Source organism: Pantoea sp. UBA7232 (assembly GCF_002473195.1).
Lineage (GTDB): Bacteria > Pseudomonadota > Gammaproteobacteria > Enterobacterales > Enterobacteriaceae > Pantoea > Pantoea eucrina.
Genome location: NZ_DKTK01000006.1, coordinates 283,567 through 299,758 on the forward strand (window position 1 = coordinate 283,567; position 16,192 = coordinate 299,758).

Annotated in this window: 15 protein-coding genes; 8 read left to right on the forward strand and 7 right to left on the reverse strand. The window is 58.7% G+C overall.

The genetic code is table 11. The features are described 5' to 3' along the window. Positions 1 to 2 precede the first annotated feature (2 nt). The 3 genes from moaE (at position 3) to B4056_RS04730 (ending at position 2,390) form a co-directional block, all read left to right on the forward strand. Positions 3 to 455 (forward strand): molybdopterin synthase catalytic subunit MoaE, encoded by a 453-nt coding sequence (gene moaE / locus B4056_RS04720; protein WP_039383330.1) that lies wholly within the window; start codon positions 3 to 5, stop codon positions 453 to 455. A 76-nt stretch (positions 456 to 531) separates the two neighbouring features. Beyond that, positions 532 to 1,626, forward strand: coding sequence for a DUF1615 domain-containing protein (locus B4056_RS04725; RefSeq protein ID WP_094112271.1), 1,095 nt, complete (start codon positions 532 to 534; stop codon positions 1,624 to 1,626). A gap of 56 nt (positions 1,627 to 1,682) precedes the next feature. Next, positions 1,683 to 2,390 carry a Bax inhibitor-1/YccA family protein gene (locus B4056_RS04730; protein ID WP_039383334.1) on the forward strand — a complete coding sequence of 236 codons (708 nt, stop codon included), beginning with the start codon at positions 1,683 to 1,685 and terminating at the stop codon, positions 2,388 to 2,390. Between the two features lie 66 nt (positions 2,391 to 2,456). On the opposite strand, the gene B4056_RS04735 is transcribed toward B4056_RS04730, so the two are convergent. The 3 genes from B4056_RS04735 to B4056_RS04745 are packed head-to-tail and all read right to left on the reverse strand — an operon-like array spanning position 2,457 to position 5,424. Further along, a complete protein-coding gene (locus B4056_RS04735) occupies positions 2,457 to 3,422 on the reverse strand; it encodes a lysylphosphatidylglycerol synthase domain-containing protein (protein ID WP_094112272.1) in 966 nt (321 codons plus the stop codon). After that, positions 3,422 to 4,666 carry a cardiolipin synthase ClsB gene (gene clsB, locus B4056_RS04740; protein WP_039383337.1) on the reverse strand — a complete coding sequence of 415 codons (1,245 nt, stop codon included), beginning with the start codon at positions 4,664 to 4,666 and terminating at the stop codon, positions 3,422 to 3,424. Before clsB ends, B4056_RS04735 begins: the two co-directional genes overlap by 1 nt. Next, positions 4,663 to 5,424 carry an endonuclease/exonuclease/phosphatase family protein gene (locus B4056_RS04745; protein WP_071669005.1) on the reverse strand — a complete coding sequence of 254 codons (762 nt, stop codon included), beginning with the start codon at positions 5,422 to 5,424 and terminating at the stop codon, positions 4,663 to 4,665. The genes clsB and B4056_RS04745 overlap by 4 nt, the downstream gene beginning before the upstream one ends. 176 nt (positions 5,425 to 5,600) lie before the next feature. On the opposite strand from B4056_RS04745, the gene B4056_RS04750 reads away from it, so the two are divergent. From B4056_RS04750 to dusC, 3 genes are all read left to right on the forward strand, one after another. Beyond that, positions 5,601 to 5,993 (forward strand): YbhQ family protein, encoded by a 393-nt coding sequence (locus B4056_RS04750; protein WP_039383339.1) that lies wholly within the window; start codon positions 5,601 to 5,603, stop codon positions 5,991 to 5,993. Between the two features lie 254 nt (positions 5,994 to 6,247). Then, positions 6,248 to 7,627 (forward strand): ATP-dependent RNA helicase RhlE, encoded by a 1,380-nt coding sequence (gene rhlE, locus B4056_RS04755; protein ID WP_071669006.1) that lies wholly within the window; start codon positions 6,248 to 6,250, stop codon positions 7,625 to 7,627. 4 nt (positions 7,628 to 7,631) lie between these two features. Further along, positions 7,632 to 8,582, forward strand: coding sequence for a tRNA dihydrouridine(16) synthase DusC (gene dusC / locus B4056_RS04760; RefSeq protein ID WP_071669007.1), 951 nt, complete (start codon positions 7,632 to 7,634; stop codon positions 8,580 to 8,582). 64 nt (positions 8,583 to 8,646) lie between these two features. On the opposite strand, the gene B4056_RS04765 is transcribed toward dusC, so the two are convergent. From B4056_RS04765 to B4056_RS04780, 4 genes are all read right to left on the reverse strand, one after another. Next, positions 8,647 to 10,242, reverse strand: coding sequence for an inorganic phosphate transporter (locus B4056_RS04765; protein ID WP_288653965.1), 1,596 nt, complete (start codon positions 10,240 to 10,242; stop codon positions 8,647 to 8,649). A gap of 137 nt (positions 10,243 to 10,379) precedes the next feature. Then, positions 10,380 to 11,495: a L,D-transpeptidase family protein gene (locus B4056_RS04770; protein WP_094112244.1), complete on the reverse strand. Its 1,116-nt coding sequence runs from the start codon at positions 11,493 to 11,495 to the stop codon at positions 10,380 to 10,382. A 197-nt stretch (positions 11,496 to 11,692) separates the two neighbouring features. Next, positions 11,693 to 13,507: a glycoside hydrolase family 15 protein gene (locus B4056_RS04775; protein WP_150034524.1), complete on the reverse strand. Its 1,815-nt coding sequence runs from the start codon at positions 13,505 to 13,507 to the stop codon at positions 11,693 to 11,695. A gap of 165 nt (positions 13,508 to 13,672) precedes the next feature. Beyond that, positions 13,673 to 14,248, reverse strand: coding sequence for a DedA family protein (locus B4056_RS04780; RefSeq protein WP_094112246.1), 576 nt, complete (start codon positions 14,246 to 14,248; stop codon positions 13,673 to 13,675). 168 nt (positions 14,249 to 14,416) lie between these two features. Between B4056_RS04780 and B4056_RS04785 the strand changes: the two genes are divergently transcribed. Together B4056_RS04785 and pbpG are read left to right on the forward strand one after the other, a co-directional pair. Continuing rightward, positions 14,417 to 15,004, forward strand: coding sequence for a Yip1 family protein (locus B4056_RS04785; protein WP_039383350.1), 588 nt, complete (start codon positions 14,417 to 14,419; stop codon positions 15,002 to 15,004). A 186-nt stretch (positions 15,005 to 15,190) separates the two neighbouring features. Beyond that, complete coding sequence (pbpG, locus tag B4056_RS04790; protein ID WP_288653967.1) at positions 15,191 to 16,129, forward strand: D-alanyl-D-alanine endopeptidase; 939 nt, start codon at positions 15,191 to 15,193, stop codon at positions 16,127 to 16,129. Positions 16,130 to 16,192 lie beyond the last annotated feature (63 nt).

The window sequence follows — 16,192 nt, forward strand, 5'->3', positions numbered from 1 at the left end:
CCATGACAACCCGTATTCGCGTTGGCCCCGAGCCGTTTGATACCGGTGCTGAATACCGGCTGCTGGCCGCAGACGATCGGGATGGCGCTATCGTTACCTTCACCGGTAAAGTGCGCAATCATAACCTCGGCGCCGACGTAGCGGCGCTGACGCTGGAGCACTATCCGGGTATGACGGAAAAAGCGCTGGCGGAAATCGCTGAGGCTGCCCGGCAGCGCTGGCCATTGCAGCAGATAACAGTGATCCATCGCGTGGGTGAACTCTTTCCCGGTGATGAGATAGTGCTGGTGGGCGTCAGCAGCGCACACCGCGGCAGCGCATTCGCAGCCGCAGAATTTATAATGGATTATCTTAAAACCCGTGCGCCGTTCTGGAAGCGCGAAGCCACCCCGGAGGGGGATCGCTGGGTGGATGCGCGTGACAGCGACCATCAGGCAGCGGCGCGCTGGGAGTAATAACTGACAGGGCGGGGGCCGGGAGCCTCGCGCCCGCAACGTGCCTGAAGCACGCATTTTTTTATCAGGGAGCAGGATGAAACCAACCTTCTTACGCCGCGGCGCGCTTCTGCTGACCGCGCTGATCGTGGCCGGCTGCAGCAGTAAAAAAGAGCCGCAGGCGCCGGCGCGCCAGCCCGCAGATGTTAAAGCGCAGATTGAGCAGCTGCTGCCCGGGTACGTGACGCAAAAATCAGCCTGGGCTGATGACATCTATACCGCTTTCCGTGTCCAGCAGCTCGATACGAGCGCCAGCAATCTGTGCGCGGTGATCGCCGTCGCCGGGCAGGAGTCAAATTTCAGCGCCGATGCTGAGGTGCCCGGGCTGCCAAAAATTGCCTGGGGGGAGATTGACCGGCGCGCGGCAAAGCTGCACATTCCGGCCTTTCTGGTGCGGACTGCGCTGCTGATCAAATCCTCCAATGGTGAAAGCTACGCCGCGCGGCTGGACAAGGTGCGCAGTGAAAAGGAGCTGAGCGCCATTTTTGATGATTTTATCGATATGGTGCCGATGGGGCAGACGCTGTTTGGCAAACTGAACCCGGTACACACCGGCGGGCCGATGCAGGTAAGCGTTGCCTTTGCCGAGGCGCATGCGCAGGGCTACCCGTATGCCATCGATGGTTCGATCCGGCGCGAGGTGTTCAGCCGGCGCGGAGGGATCTGGTTCGGCACGAAGCATCTGCTGGGCTATCCGGCAGACTATAGTCAGCCGCTCTATCGCTTTGCCGACTTTAACGCAGGCTGGTATGCCAGCCGCAACGCGGCGTTTCAGGCCGCGATTGCGCGCGCCAGTGGGATCCGCCTCGCGCTGGATGGCGACCTGATCAATTATGGCAGCGAGCAGGCGGGCTCGACTGAGCTGGCGGTGCGTACGCTGGGCAAACGCCTCGATATGAGCGACCGGGAAATTCGCCGCGATCTGGAAAAAGGGGATACGGCGGACTTCAGCAATACAACTTTGTGGAAACAGACCTTTATTCTGGCGGATAAAATGGCGGGCAAGCGGGTGCCGCGTGAGATGCTGCCGGGGATCAAACTGGAGAGCCCGAAAATTACCCGTAATCTGACCACCGCGTGGTTTGCCCAGCGGGTTAACAGCCGATATCAGCAGTGTATGACGCGCCGTTGAGGCGGCATGGTATACACTTCACTCTGACCCTGTAATTTCTATTTGAGAGGTGCATCATGGATCGATATCCACGTAATGATTCGTTTGTGCAGCCGGCGTCGGCCGGGCTGCAGGCCTATATGGCTCAGGTGTACGGCTGGATGACCTGCGGCCTGCTGCTCACCGCGTTTGTCTCCTGGTTTGCCGCGCGTACGCCTGCGGTCATGGAGCTGGTGTTCGCTAACCGCATTACCTTCTTTGGCCTGATCATCGCACAGCTGGCGCTGGTCTTTGTGCTGTCGGGTCTGGTCCAGCGTATGAGCGGGGCCGTGGCGACGGCGCTGTTTATGCTCTATTCGGCGCTGACCGGCCTGACCATGGCGAGTATTTTTCTGGTTTACACCTACTCGTCTATCGCCAGCACCTTTTTTGTTACCGCCGGAATGTTTGGGGCGATGAGCTTTTACGGCTACACCACCAAACGCGATCTGAGCCGTATCGGCAGCCTGCTGTTTATGGCGCTGATTGGTATCGTGCTGGCGTCGCTGGTGAACTTCTGGCTGAAAAGCCCGGCGCTGATGTGGGCTATTACCTATATCGGCGTGGTGGTGTTTGTGGGGCTGACCGCCTATGACACGCAGAAACTGAAAGCGGTGGGTGAAAATATTGACGCCCGCGATAGCGAAAACCTGCGTCGCTACTCCATTATGGGGGCGCTGACGCTCTACCTCGACTTCATCAATCTGTTTTTGATGCTGCTGCGGATTTTCGGCAACCGCCGCTAAGACGCCGGCTTTATCTTTACCGGGGGCGCAGCGATGCGCCCCCGTTTTTTATCCTTCCAGCTGCGGTTACTGCTCTGCCATTTTCTGCTGATTTTTGTGTCGCAGATGCTTCGCCCGGCTCTCCAGCCAGAGATAAAGCACCAGCGCCAGCAGCAGCGGCAGAATGAAGTAAAGAACACGGTAGGCAAGCAGCGCGGCGATAATTTCACCGTGTGACGCGTGCTGTCCGCTCAGCAGCGCCAGAAACACCGCTTCCAGCACGCCGATACCCGCCGGAATATGAATAATGACGCCGGCAATACTGCTGATCAGCAGCACGCCCAGCACGATGGGATAGTCCACTTCACGCATCAGCAGCAGCCAGATAATGGTGCCCATCACCATCCAGTTTGCGCAGGAGACGGCAAACTGGAACAGCGCCATACGCAGTGAAGGCAGCTGCAGCCGCTGGCCCTTCACCGTCCACTGCCGCTTTTTCGCAAAGGCGCAGGCCCAGAGATAGACTGCCGTCAGCAGCAGCAGTATGCCTCCGATGATACGCAGCGTGCCTTCACCGATAAACCAGCGTGGCGGAATCGGCACCATGCCGGAGACAAACACCACGCCGCCCAGTAAAATATAGCCAAGCCAGTTAGTGGCAATGCTCAGTGAAAAAATACGGGTGATGGTGCTGCCTGACAGACCCAGGCGTGAATAGAGGCGGTAGCGCATGGCGACGCCGCCCACCCAGGTGCTGAGCGTCAGATTAAAGGCGTAGCAGATAAACGACACCAGCATGACCTGCCGCTTCGACAGCTTATGGCCGCAGTAGACCCGGCCAATCAGATCGTATAAGCCGTAGGTAATATAACTGACAATCACCAGCCCGGCGGCACCCAGCACCACATAGCGGTTGTAGCCGGTGATAACCTTGTAGACATCTTCCCAGTTGACTTTGCGCGCGTAGACCACCAGCAGAACAACGACGGCAATAAAAAAGAGCCACGTGAGAATTTTTTTCGCCAGCCGCCACTTCGGATTCTTTTTGCTCATCAGGATTTCGCTCCTTCATTATTGGCTTCCACCCGATCCTGCGTCTCCATCTCAGGCTGAACCGGAGGCGAGACCTGGGATAGCTGAGGCGTATGCGCAGGCAGCCAGCCAGCAATGGCCGGGAAGTGGCGCAGAAAGTGGAAGACAATGACGCCTTTGGTTAACTGCCACCAGTTGCGCGGCGGCAGTTTGTCATCCTGGACGCGCACACAGTCGTGCTGAATCAGGCCTTCCAGATTATCGCGCAGCGTCTGGTTGAAAGCGCGGTCGTGAATGATCAGGTTAGCTTCAAGATTAAGCGACAGGCTCAGCGGATCGAGGTTACTGGAGCCGACGGTGGTCCAGTGCTGATCCTGCACCGCGACCTTGCCATGCAGTGGCCGGCGGCAATACTCATAGACCTCCACGCCGCCATCCACCAGATAGTTATAGAGCAGCTCGGCTCCTACTTTCACAATCGGCATATCGGGCTCACCCTGCACAATCAGCCGCACGCGCACGCCGCGCCGGGCAGCGTTGCGCATCTCGCGCAGCAGGCGATAGCCAGGGAAGAAGTAGGCATTAGCGATAATCACGTCGCGTTTCGCTTTGCGCAGCATATCCAGATAGTGCTGCTCAATGTCGTCGCGGTGTTCATTGTTGTCGCGATAAACAAACAGCACCTGAGCGCTGCCGGGCTGGGCATTAACGGCCACATGTCTTGACGGTTTTCCCCACCAGCGGCGGGTGATCTGATCGCTGCCCATCGCCATCTGGACAAAGCGGGCGATATCGATCACCACCGGCCCCTTTACCTCCACGGCATAATCCTGTTTCGCTTCCGGACCGTAATCGGTGTTGTGCTCAGCCGAGAAATTGATGCCGCCGACAAAGGCGATCTGCTCATCGATCACTACGATTTTACGGTGCAGACGGCGAAAAAGATTGGTACGCATCCCCATGACCAGCGGGCGCGGATCGTAGTAGATAAACCGAACGCCCGCCTCCGTAAGGGTATTAACAAACTCATCAGAGAGATCGGGAGAGCCATAGCCATCTACCATGACTTCGACCTTCACGCCGCGCTGTGCCGCCGCCAGCAGGTCACGGTGCAGCGCCTTACCTACGTTATCTTCAAAAAGAATAAAGGTTTCGAGCAGCAGCGTGCGCTCGGCGCGCTGGATGGCACCCGATACGCGCGGAAAAAACGCTTCGCCATTCTCCAGCAGGCGCAGCTGGTTGCCGTCACGCCAGTTGAAATTCATAGGAATATCTCCACCGCCAGCGGCGCATGATCGGACAGATGAGACCAGGGTTTGACCGGCAGCGCCCAGGGCTGGCTGACGGACGCATTACGAATATAGATACGATCGAGGCGTAAGAGCGGAAAGCGTGCCGGGAACGTGCGCGCCGGCCGGCCATTTTTCAGGCTGAACACCTCTTTCAAACCGGCACCGCGCTGCAGAAAACGGTTAGCGCGCACCTGCCAGTCGTTGAAATCCCCGGCTACGACCAGCGGTGCATCCGCTGGCAGCGCGTTTATCACCTCGCACATCATCTTCATCTGCGTCAGCCGATGCTTCTCTTTCAGGCCAAGATGGACGCAAATGACATGCAGCGGCTGTGCCCGGTCGGGCAGCGTAATCTGGCAGTGCAGCATGCCGCGCTTTTCGCTGCCAGCAACGGAAATGTCGCGATTTTGATATTCAGCAATAGGAAAGCGTGACAGTATCGCGTTGCCGTGGTGGCCTTCGGGATAAACCGCGTTGCGGCCATAGGCGAAGTCGTGCCACATGGTGTCAGCCAGATACTCATAATGTGAGTTCTCAGGCCACGCTTCTATCTGTGCGGCATGAATAGCGTGGGTACCCATTACCTCCTGTAAAAAGACGATATCCGCTGATGTGGCGCGTACGGCGTCGCGTAATTCCGGCAGAATAAAACGACGATTAAACGTGGTGAAACCTTTATGGGTATTGATCGTCAGGACTTTAAATGAAAATCCTTGCGTGTTTTGTGGCATACTGCGACGCGCTCCTTTTCATCATGAATAGAACAAAGTGTAGTCTTTGTCACAAACGGGTGGTGCCAGGGCGAGAAAATTAAGGTCTTATCTGAAATTTGTTTTACATTGAGGAAATCCGTCTGGCTTCGGTCAGATACACTTGGGCGACCTGTTGGGTCTGCCAGGAGAAAAGTATGAAATGGTCTAATCGTGTTCAGATTGTTACCGGTCAAACCTGTCTGCACATCGCCACGCATTTGCTGGTAATTGCCGCACTGGTCTGGGGCTGGAAACATAAGGCACTGGTTGAAGTGAGCAGTACCCTGGTGGCAGCTTATGCAGTGGTGTTTATCTCCATGCTGGCCCTGCAGCGTAGTGCCCGTTTACGCCGTATGGGTGACACTCTGGAAGAGGTCACCACAACCTACTATTTTGGCGCAGCGATGCTGACGCTGTTCCTGATCTCACGCTTTTTCCATAACAACCTGCTGATTGGTTGCCTGGGCGTGGTCATGCTGGTGGGTCCGGCGCTGGTCTCTCTGCTGGCCAGAGAACCTGCCCCCCGCGTGGAGAAAAAGCGTAGCTGACCGCCGCGCATTCCGCCAGTCAGGGAGCCTTAAAGGCTCCCTTTTTATTGCCTGCTGCACGCCACGCCACGCAGCAACAACCGGCGACGCGCCTGTTTTGCAGGTCGCAGTGTGCAGGGAAAGCTGATACACTCGCCCCCTTACGCATGGTAGTTTGTGCCCTTTTCACACGCAGGCCCCCGGGGCTGCGTCATATCCCCCCTGAAAACTACATCGCGCAGCGCGATCAGGGCGGTTCGGAGTAATACACCTGCATGTCCTTTGACTCTCTCGGCTTGAATGCCGATATTTTGCGTGCGGTAGCAGAACAGGGCTATCGCGAACCGACGCCAATTCAGCGTCAGGCAATTCCCGTGGTACTGGCTGGCCGCGACCTGCTGGCGAGTGCCCAGACCGGCACCGGTAAGACCGCCGGTTTTACGCTGCCTCTGCTGCAGCGTCTTTCTGAAAACCCTGCCGCTGCACGCGGCCGCCGCCCGGTGCGCGCGCTGATCCTGACGCCAACGCGTGAGCTGGCCGCACAGGTTGGTGAGAACGTGCGCGAATACAGCCAGTACCTGAACATGCGTTCTCTGGTGGTATTTGGTGGCGTCAGCATTAATCCGCAGATGATGAAACTGCGCGGCGGCGTTGACGTACTGGTGGCGACGCCAGGCCGTCTGCTGGATCTGGCGCATCAGAATGCGGTTGATCTCTCGCAGGTAGAAATTCTGGTGCTGGATGAAGCCGATCGCATGCTCGATATGGGCTTTATTCACGATATCCGTCGCGTCCTGGCGAAGCTGCCGGCAAAGCGTCAGAACCTGCTGTTCTCAGCAACCTTCTCCGATGAAATCAAAACGCTGGCAGAAAAACTGCTGACTAATCCGGAGCAGGTCGAAGTTGCCCGCCGCAACACCGCGTCAGAGCAGGTGTCGCAGCAGGTGCACTTTGTTGATAAAAAGCGCAAGCGGGAACTGCTGTCGCTGATGATTGGCCGTGACAACTGGCAGCAGGTACTGGTGTTTACCCGTACCAAGCATGGTGCCAACCATCTGGCTGAGCAGCTGAATAAAGATGGCATCACCGCGGCGGCTATCCACGGTAATAAGAGTCAGGGCGCCCGTACCCGCGCGCTGGCTGATTTTAAATCGGGCAGCATTCGCGTGCTGGTCGCTACCGATATCGCTGCACGCGGTCTTGATATCGAAGAGCTGCCGCACGTAGTGAACTATGAGCTGCCAAACGTAGCGGAAGATTATGTACACCGTATCGGCCGTACCGGACGCGCGGCGGCAACCGGCGCCGCGCTGTCGCTGGTCTGCGTTGATGAGCACAAGCTGCTGCGTGATATCGAACGCCTCCTGAAGCGTGAGATCCCGCGCATTGCGCTGCCGGGGTTTGAGCCGGATCCGAGCATTAAAGCGGAGCCGATCCAGAATGGTCGCCAGCAGCAGCCGCGCGGTCGTGGTCAGGGGCAGGGCGGCAACGCCGGTCGCTCCGGCGGCGGTCAGCGTCAGGGCAACGGTGCGGCACGTCCGCAGAGTGAGTCGCGCGCGCCGCGTCGTCAGGGCGGTAACGGTCCGGCGGCAGGTCACGCGGGCAAACCGGCACGTTCACGTCGTCCGGCTGCCAAAGGCAACGGGAACGCATAACGCGATGCGGGTGTTACTGGCTCCGATGGAGGGCGTACTGGATTCACTGGTGCGTGAACTGCTCTCCGGCGTCAATGATTACGATCTCTGCGTGACTGAGTTTCTGCGCGTGGTCGATCAGCTGCTGCCGGTAAAGTCGTTCTATCGCCTCTGTCCGGAGCTGCGCCACCAGAGCCGCACGCCATCCGGTACGCGGGTGCGGCTGCAGCTGCTGGGACAGCACCCCGCCTGGCTGGCAGAAAACGCCGCCCGCGCAGCTGAACTCGGCTCGTGGGGCGTCGATCTTAACTGCGGCTGTCCGTCAAAGCTGGTTAACGGCAGCGGTGGCGGTGCCACGCTGCTGAAAGATCCGGAGCTGATTTACCGCGCCGCGCAGGCGATGCGTGCCGCCGTGCCGGATCACCTGCCGGTCACGGTTAAAGTACGGCTCGGCTGGGATGGCAGCGATCGCCGCTTTGAAATTGCCGATGCGGTACAGCAGGCGGGAGCCAGCGAGCTGGTGGTACACGGCCGCACCAAAGAGGATGGCTACCGGGCTGAATGCATTAACTGGCAGGCGATTGGCGAAATTCGTCAGCGGCTGTCGATCCCGGTTATCGCCAACGGTGAGATCTGGAGCTGGGAAGATGCGCAGGAGTGTATGCGTATCACCGGCTGCGATGCGGTGATGCTGGGCCGCGGTGCGCTGAATGTGCCTAACCTCGGGCGCGTAGTGAAGCATAACGAGGCGCCGATGGCCTGGCCGGACGTAGTGGCGCTGCTGCTGAAGTATACCCAGCTGGAGAAGCAGGGAGATACCGGCAACTATCACGTTGCGCGCATCAAACAGTGGCTGGGCTATCTGCGTAAAGCCTACGCCGAAGCGAACGTTCTCTTCAGCGAAGTGCGGACGCTGCGGGTATCTGCCGATATCGCTGCCGCAATTGAGCGCTATGCGGCGCGCCTGGTGCGCTAAGCGTTATGCGCTTTCCATGCTAAAAGCCAGCCTCCGTGCTGGCTTTTTTTTGCTTTACCGGCGCTCATATCCGGGCAAATAGCGCATAAAGCACGCCCGCCAGCAGCACGGAGACCGGCAGCGTCAGGATCCAGGCCATCGCCAGGTTGCGCAGCGTGGCAAGCTGCAGGCCGGAACGGTTTGCGGCCATGGTTCCCGCCACGCCCGATGAGAGCACGTGCGTGGTGGAGACCGGCAGGCCATACGCATCAGCTGCGCCGATAGTCGCCATCGCAACCAGTTCGGCGCTGGCACCCTGGGCATAGCTGAGATGCGATTTGCCGATGCGCTCGCCTACCGTAATGACGATACGTCGCCAGCCCACCAGCGTGCCCAGACCCAGCGCCAGCGCCACCACCACTTTTACCCAAAGCGGAATAAAGCGCGTGGCGCTGTCCAGCTCGCGCTTCACGGCGCTGAGATTGCGGGCGGTCTCTTCAGGCAGCGTTACGCTGCTGCTCTGCAGATGCCGGATACTCTCCGAAGCCAGGTACATACCGTTACGGGTATTGGTCACCGCCTGTGCCGGAATATTATTCACCGAGCCGTAGCGCCGGATCTGATCGCTGATATCACCCAGCAGCAGGCCCAGCGCCGGCAGCACCTGAGGCCGGGGCTGACGGCTGCGGACAAACTCAGTCAGTACCGTACGCGGTGCCGGCATCGCCCCGGGTGCCGGCTGCAGCGTCAGCAGCTGCTGCTCCGTGACCTGCGCCAGCGCGGCGACGCGTGGGATCTGCTCCGGCGGCAGCGACCGGTTCAGCGCATAGGCAATGGGCATCGTGCCGACCAGAATCAGCATGATAAGCCCCATGCCTTTCTGACCATCATTAGAGCCGTGTGCAAAAGAGACGCCGGTGCAGGTCAGGATCAGCAGCCCGCGGATCCAGACCGGCGGCGGGCGGGCGCTGTCGGGCGCCTGATAGAGCTGACGATTACGCACCAGCGCTTTCAGCGCCAGCAGCAGCAGAGCCGCGCAGACAAAACCGATAACCGGCGAGAGCAGCAGGGCGTAACCCACTTTCAGCGCCTGATCCCAGTCAACGCCGCTGGTGCCGCTGCGGCCATGCAGCAGCGCATTCGCTACGCCGACGCCGATGATGGAGCCAATCAGCGTATGGGACGAGGAGCTGGGCAGACCAAAATACCAGGTTCCCAGATTCCAGATAATGGCAGAGAAGAGCAGCGCATAGACCATCGCAAAGCCGTGTCCGCTGCCCGCCTGCAGAATAAGCTCGACCGGCAGCAGCGAAATAATGCCAAACGCCACCACGCCGCTGGAGAGCAGCACACCAAGAAAGTTGCAGATGCCGGACCAGACCACCGCCACGCCGGGCGTCAGAGAATGGGTGTAGATCACCGTGGCTACGGCATTGGCGGTGTCGTGAAAGCCATTCACAAATTCAAATCCCAGCGCAATCAGTAACGCCAGCGTCAGCAGCACAAAGGGCGTATAGGTGGTGATCGCCGCGCCGGTTTCCGCCACATCATTAAACAGGTTAACCCCGGTAAAAATCAGCCCTGCGGCCAGCAGCAGCAGAAACAGTATGCGGGAGAGCGGACCGCTGCCGCGCTGCAGATCGGGACGTCCGCGCGCCGCCGGTAAACTGGTTTCAGCCATGACACACCCCATTGACAATCGGATGCACCCACGGCATCCGCTACTGGCAGTGTGATACGCCTGCAGTGTGACAGAATGATGATGGCAATAAAAAAGCCAGCCCGGAGGCTGGCTTTTCTGACGGCGTCAGAACGATATCAGAGGCTGTTGCTGGTCGCTGGCTGCGCCTGATCGACCGGTGCCGGCTGCGCGTCGGCCTGCGGCTGCGCAGCAGGCTGATCGGCTGGCGGTGCGACGGCCGTTGCGCCCTGCGGCGTCATCGGTTCCTCTTTTGGCATCGCATCAGCCGATTCCTGCACGGCAATCGCTGCCGGCTGCGCATCGTCAGCCTGGCCGTTGATTTTGGTCGGCATGCCGCTGCGAGCCTGGATGGCGTTGTTGACCGCATCCTGACGGGTACTGGCGTCAGCAACCACTTTCGTTACGGCTGAAGTCAGATTGATCGGAACCAGCTCACGTGAGTTGAACTGCTCTTCCGTGGTGGAGAGCGGGTTGTGCACCTCAATCCAGCGTGAACCATCCGGCTCCACGGTCGCTTTAACCGGCTGATCGATAAACTGAACGCGGGTGCCGACCGGCACGTTATCAAACAGCCATTTGATATCGTCAGCACGCAGGCGGACGCAGCCGTGGCTGACGCGCAGGCCGATACCGAAGTTGGCGTTGGTACCGTGAATGGCATACAGGCGGCCGATATAGAGCGCGTGCAGCCCCATCGGGTTATCCGGGCCAGCCGGGAAGACCGCCGGGATGCTTTCGCCGCGTGCCGCATATTCAGCGTGCATCGCCTTGGTTGGCGTCCAGGTCGGACCCGCTTTTTTACGCTCTACTTTGGTGGTCCAGTTTACCGGAGTATCTTTACCCAGCTCACCGATACCGATAGGCAGCACGACCACGGTCTTTGTGCCTTTCGGGTAGTAGTAGAGACGCATCTCAGCGCTGTTGATCACGATGCCTTCACGCGGTGCGTCAGGCAGGATCAGCTGCTGTGGGATCACCATTTTGCTGCCCGCTTTAGGCAGATAAACGTCAACGCCGGGATTCGCTTCCAGCATATTGCTGAGGCCCATCTGGTACTGAGCCGCAAAAGCTTCCAGCGGAAGTTTACTCTCTTCCGGCACGGTGATTTCAATATTTTCGCCAATCAGGCGGCTATTCGCTGCAGGAAGCGGATAGACGACAGCAAAGGCTGACTGGCTGAAAGCGGCCAGGGCAAGAGCTAGTGAAGCGAACGCGCGAATGCTTTTTTTCATGTTTTTACAAGTCGTTATGGCCGTGTTTCAGGCTTGTCAGTGTATCGAACCCATCGTGGTCGGTGTGACCCGCTGCGCATTATATGTGCATTGCTGCGGCGATGGGAATGATGATTTTTACTGCCTGAAGATACTTTACGCAAAAAGTCCTTCTTAACAGATAAATCTGTTGGCGCAATGACCCAAATTGTGAATAGTCAGGGCTGCCAGAGCGTCACTTCACCGCTGAGTTTCCGGTTAAGAAAAAAGGCGGCACTGATCAGCGCCAGGTGGCTCAGCGCCTGCGGAACGTTGCCCAGGGCATAGCCGCGCTCGGTAAACTCTTCGGCATACAAACCCAGCGGGTTGGCATAGCTTAGCAGCTTCTCAAACTCAAAATGCGCCTCCTGCACCCGGCCGGCGCGCGCCAGGCACTCTACGTACCAGAAAGAGCAGGCGACAAAAGAGCCTTCGCCGCCGGCCAGTCCGTCAGCCGGTGTTTCGCTGATATTATAGCGCCGTACCAGACCATCGCTGACCAGGTTAGCCTTGATGGCATCCAGCGTGGCCAGCCAGTCGGGGTCGGTGGAGCTGACAAAGCGCACCAGCGGCATCAGCAGCATTGAGGCATCCAGAGCGGTGCCGCCGCGCGTCGCAGTGAAATGCCCCAGGTCGGCGTTCCAGAAGTTCTGCCAGATATCGTCGCGGATCTCGCTGCGCACCCGGTCCCAGCGATCGTAAGGCATCGGCAGTGAACGCTTCATGCCCAGCCGCAGCGCGCGATCCAGCGCCACCCAGCACATCAGGCGCGAGTGGAGAAAATGCTCCGGCTCACCGCGCATCTCCCAGATGCCGGCGTCCGGCTGGTTCCAGTTGTCGCAGACGTAATCAATCATGCTGGAGACGTGCAGCCAGCCGCGGTGGGAGATGGCGTCGCCATATTTGTTGGCCAGATAGATGGCGTCCATCAGCTCGCCATAAATATCAAGCTGCGTCTGACGCCACGCGTCATTACCGATACGAACCGGCCGTGAATCGGCGTAGCCAGAGAGGTTCAGCAGTTCGCTTTCATGCAGTTCAGTGCCGCTATCGAGACGATACATCACCTGCAGATGCGGCGTGTCGTCATGACTGTGCTCAACGCAACGGCCGACCCAGCGGGTAAAATTGTGCGCCTCTTCTACATAGCCAAGGCGCATCAGCGCATACATACTGAACGAGGCGTCGCGGATCCAGGAGGCGCGGTAGTCCCAGTTGCGCTCGCCGCCCAGCTCCTCCGGCAGGCCAAAGGTGGCGGCGGCGGCGATCGAACCATGTTCATGTGAGGTAAGCAGCTTCAGCGTCAGCGCTGAACGCGTCACCATTTCACGCCAGCGCCCCTGATAGGAGCTGTGATTACTCCAGCGCAGCCAGTAATCGAGCGTATCCTGAAAGCAGCGCGCCGTTGAGATGGTTTCAACGTGCGGATCGTCATCGTTGCCAAAGACAAACTCCGCGTGTTCGCCACTCTGCAGCGTAAATTCCGCTACCGCCGCCTGATTTTCGCAGCGCAGCGGCAGCGTAGCGCTCAGGCGCAGCGCGGGCTGCCCCTCCGCCAGAAAGGCCACGCCGCTTTCACGCATTTCAGCGCGCGTCTCAGCCCGGGCGTAATCGTGACGCGGCGCGCAGACCAGCTGAAAAGTGGCGGTGCCGCGCACCATTTTTACCCGACGTACCAGCCGCGGGACTTTGCTGCTCTCGTCGCAGATCGGCATATAGTCGGTGATCTCCGCCACCCCCTCATCGGCCAGCCAGCGGGTCTGCAGAATATTGGTATCAGGCAGGTAGAGCTGCTGGCGACGTGCCTGTGGCCAGTCAGGCGCAAGGGTAAAACGGCCCGCCTCTTCGCTGTCGAGCAGCGCCGCAAAGACAGAAGGGCTGTCCAGCTCTGGCCAGCAGAGATAGTCGATAGTGCCGTCGTTTGCGATCAGGGCGCAGGTGCGCAAATCGCCGATTACGCCGTGGTCATCAATTCTGCGTTTAATTTTGCTCATCCCGCCTCCGGTACCTTATCTGACTGTTAACTATAGACGAAACGGCTGGCCGGGCAGCGCCGTGGCACGGATGGATAACTTCTGTACTGAAAAATCGTTAACAGCGAGGAGAGCGTGTGATGGCGGATTCACTCTGGCGAATCCGCAGTTCAAAGGCTACCACAGTTAACCGGCGCGGCGGTGGTTCCAGCGGCGGATCAGATAGCGTAAGACAATACCGGTGACGATAGCCGCCGCCAGCCAGACCAAATGTTTAAGATGCTGATCGAGCTTATGCAGCCAGGGCGCAATGATTTCGCCGGCAAAATAGCCCAGCGTGACAAAAATCAGCGCCCAGAGCGCAGCACCGATAACATTAAGCACAAAAAAGCGCAGCGGCTTCAGACGGCTGGTGCCGATGATAATCGGCCCAATCAGGCGAAAACCGTACATAAAGCGCACGCCGATAACAAACAGGCTGGGACGCTTCTGGATCAGACGGTTAGCTTTGCCAATCGTCGCCTGATGTTTACTGAAGCGGCGCAAAATGCGCGTACCGTAGCGGCGGCCAAGCCAGAACAGCAGCTGGTCACCAATGATGCCGCCTGCCATCGCCGCCAGCACCACGCCGCCGTAGTGCAGCAGCCCCTCATGCGCCGCCACGCCGCCCAGCAAGGTAAAGGTTTCCCCTTCGGCAATACAGCCAATCATCAGGGCCAGATAGCCATACTGGGTGATTAATCCATTGATATCGAGATGCAATTTTTTCTCCCTGGACAGAACAGACACCTGAGCAGTGTAGCTGCAGGCGGCTTTTTTTGTGCAGCGGGCCGCAAAAACAGGCGCGCTGGTTATACTTGAAGAGACGCTGCCTGTCGGAGTCTGGCTGAATGCTAAAGGGGCGGCCCACTGCATCAGAGGAGTGATTTTATGAATCATGTCTGGGGTCTTCTGGCGCATCCGAATCAGGAAATGCGCCATATCAAGCAGGAAAACGAAAGCGTTTCACATCATTACACGCATCACGTGCTGCTGATGGCAGCGATACCGGTTATCTGCGCCTTTATCGGCACGACACAATTTGGCTGGAATCTGGGCGACAATCGCTTTATTCAGCTCAATCTGCTCACTGGCCTCGGTCTGGGTATTCTCTTTTATCTGTTAATTCTGGGTGGCGTCGCGGTAATGGGGCGGGTCATTCACTGGATGGCGCGCGACTATCCGCAGCGTCCCGGTATTCAGCGCTGTACCGTGTTCGCCGGCTATGTCGCCACGCCGCTGTTTCTCAGCGGTCTGGTCGCACTTTATCCGCTGGTATGGCTCTGCGTACTGGCAGGTGCCGTGGCGCTGGTCTACACCGGCTACCTGCTCTATGTCGGCATCCCGGTGTTTTTGAATATCGACCGCGAAGAGAGCATGCGCTTCTCCGGTTCAACGCTGGCGATAGGGGTACTGGTATTTGAAGTGCTGCTGGCGCTGACGGTTGTGCTGTGGGGCTATGGACCAAGGCTGTTCTGATTTCCCTGCTTTTTTCTGAGGCCGCACATAACTGCGGCCTTTTTAACGCCCGGAAACAATCTCACTAAGAAATTTGCCGCATTTGCGCGTATTATGCCGCTGCCAGCCCGCACCCTGACAGGCCTGATGCGGGCGGCCTGTGGAGCTTTCACAGCGCAAAACTCCTGATCGGATCTCACTGACACGATGTCTGTTAAATTACCTGTTTCTCTGCTGTCGCTGGCGCTGTTTATGACGGCCCCGGCGGCGGTAACACCTGTACTGGCTGCACCGGCCGCGCTGTCGGGTCTGGCACCGCTGGCCCAGCCGCAAATCGCCTCCGGCAGCGCAATGATTGTTGATCTTGATACCGGCAAGGTGCTGTTCTCCAGCCATCCTGACCGCGTGCGGCCTATCGCCTCCATTACCAAAGTGATGACGGCGATGGTTGTGCTGGATGCAAAGCTGCCGATGGATGAGATGCTTTCGGTAGATATCAGCCAGACGCGCGAGATGCGCGGCGTGTTTTCGCGCGTCAAACTCAACAGCGAAATCAGCCGCCGCTCGATGCTGCTGCTGGCGCTGATGTCGTCTGAAAACCGCGCGGCGGCCAGCCTGGCGCACCACTATCCGGGCAGCTATAACGCCTTTATCCGCGCCATGAATGCCAAAGCGCGCGCGCTGGGTATGACGCATACGCGCTATGTGGAACCCACCGGTCTCTCCACGCAGAACGTCTCCAGCGCCAGCGATCTGGTTAAGTTGCTGAAAGCGACGCGTCAGTATCCGCTGCTGGGCCAGCTCAGTACCACAAAAGAGCAGACGGCGGTGTTTCAGCACCCGAACTACGCACTGCCGTTCCGCAACACCAATCACCTGGTTTACAAAGAGGGCTGGCGGATCCAGCTGACGAAAACAGGCTATACCGATGAGGCGGGCCACTGCCTGGTGATGCGTACCGTGATCAACAACCGCCCGGTGGCACTGGTGGTACTGGATGCGTTTGGTAAATATACCCACTTTGCCGATGCTAATCGCCTGCGCGACTGGCTGGAAACCGGTAAAGCGGCCCCGGTTCCGGCGGCAGCGCTGGCATATAAAAAACAGAAAGCGGGCCTCACCACCAGCAATACGATAGTGGAGTAACGGCGAGGGTGCGCCCGCCAGCAGGAGGGGCGCACCACTTGCAAACTGGCGTATCATCAGTAC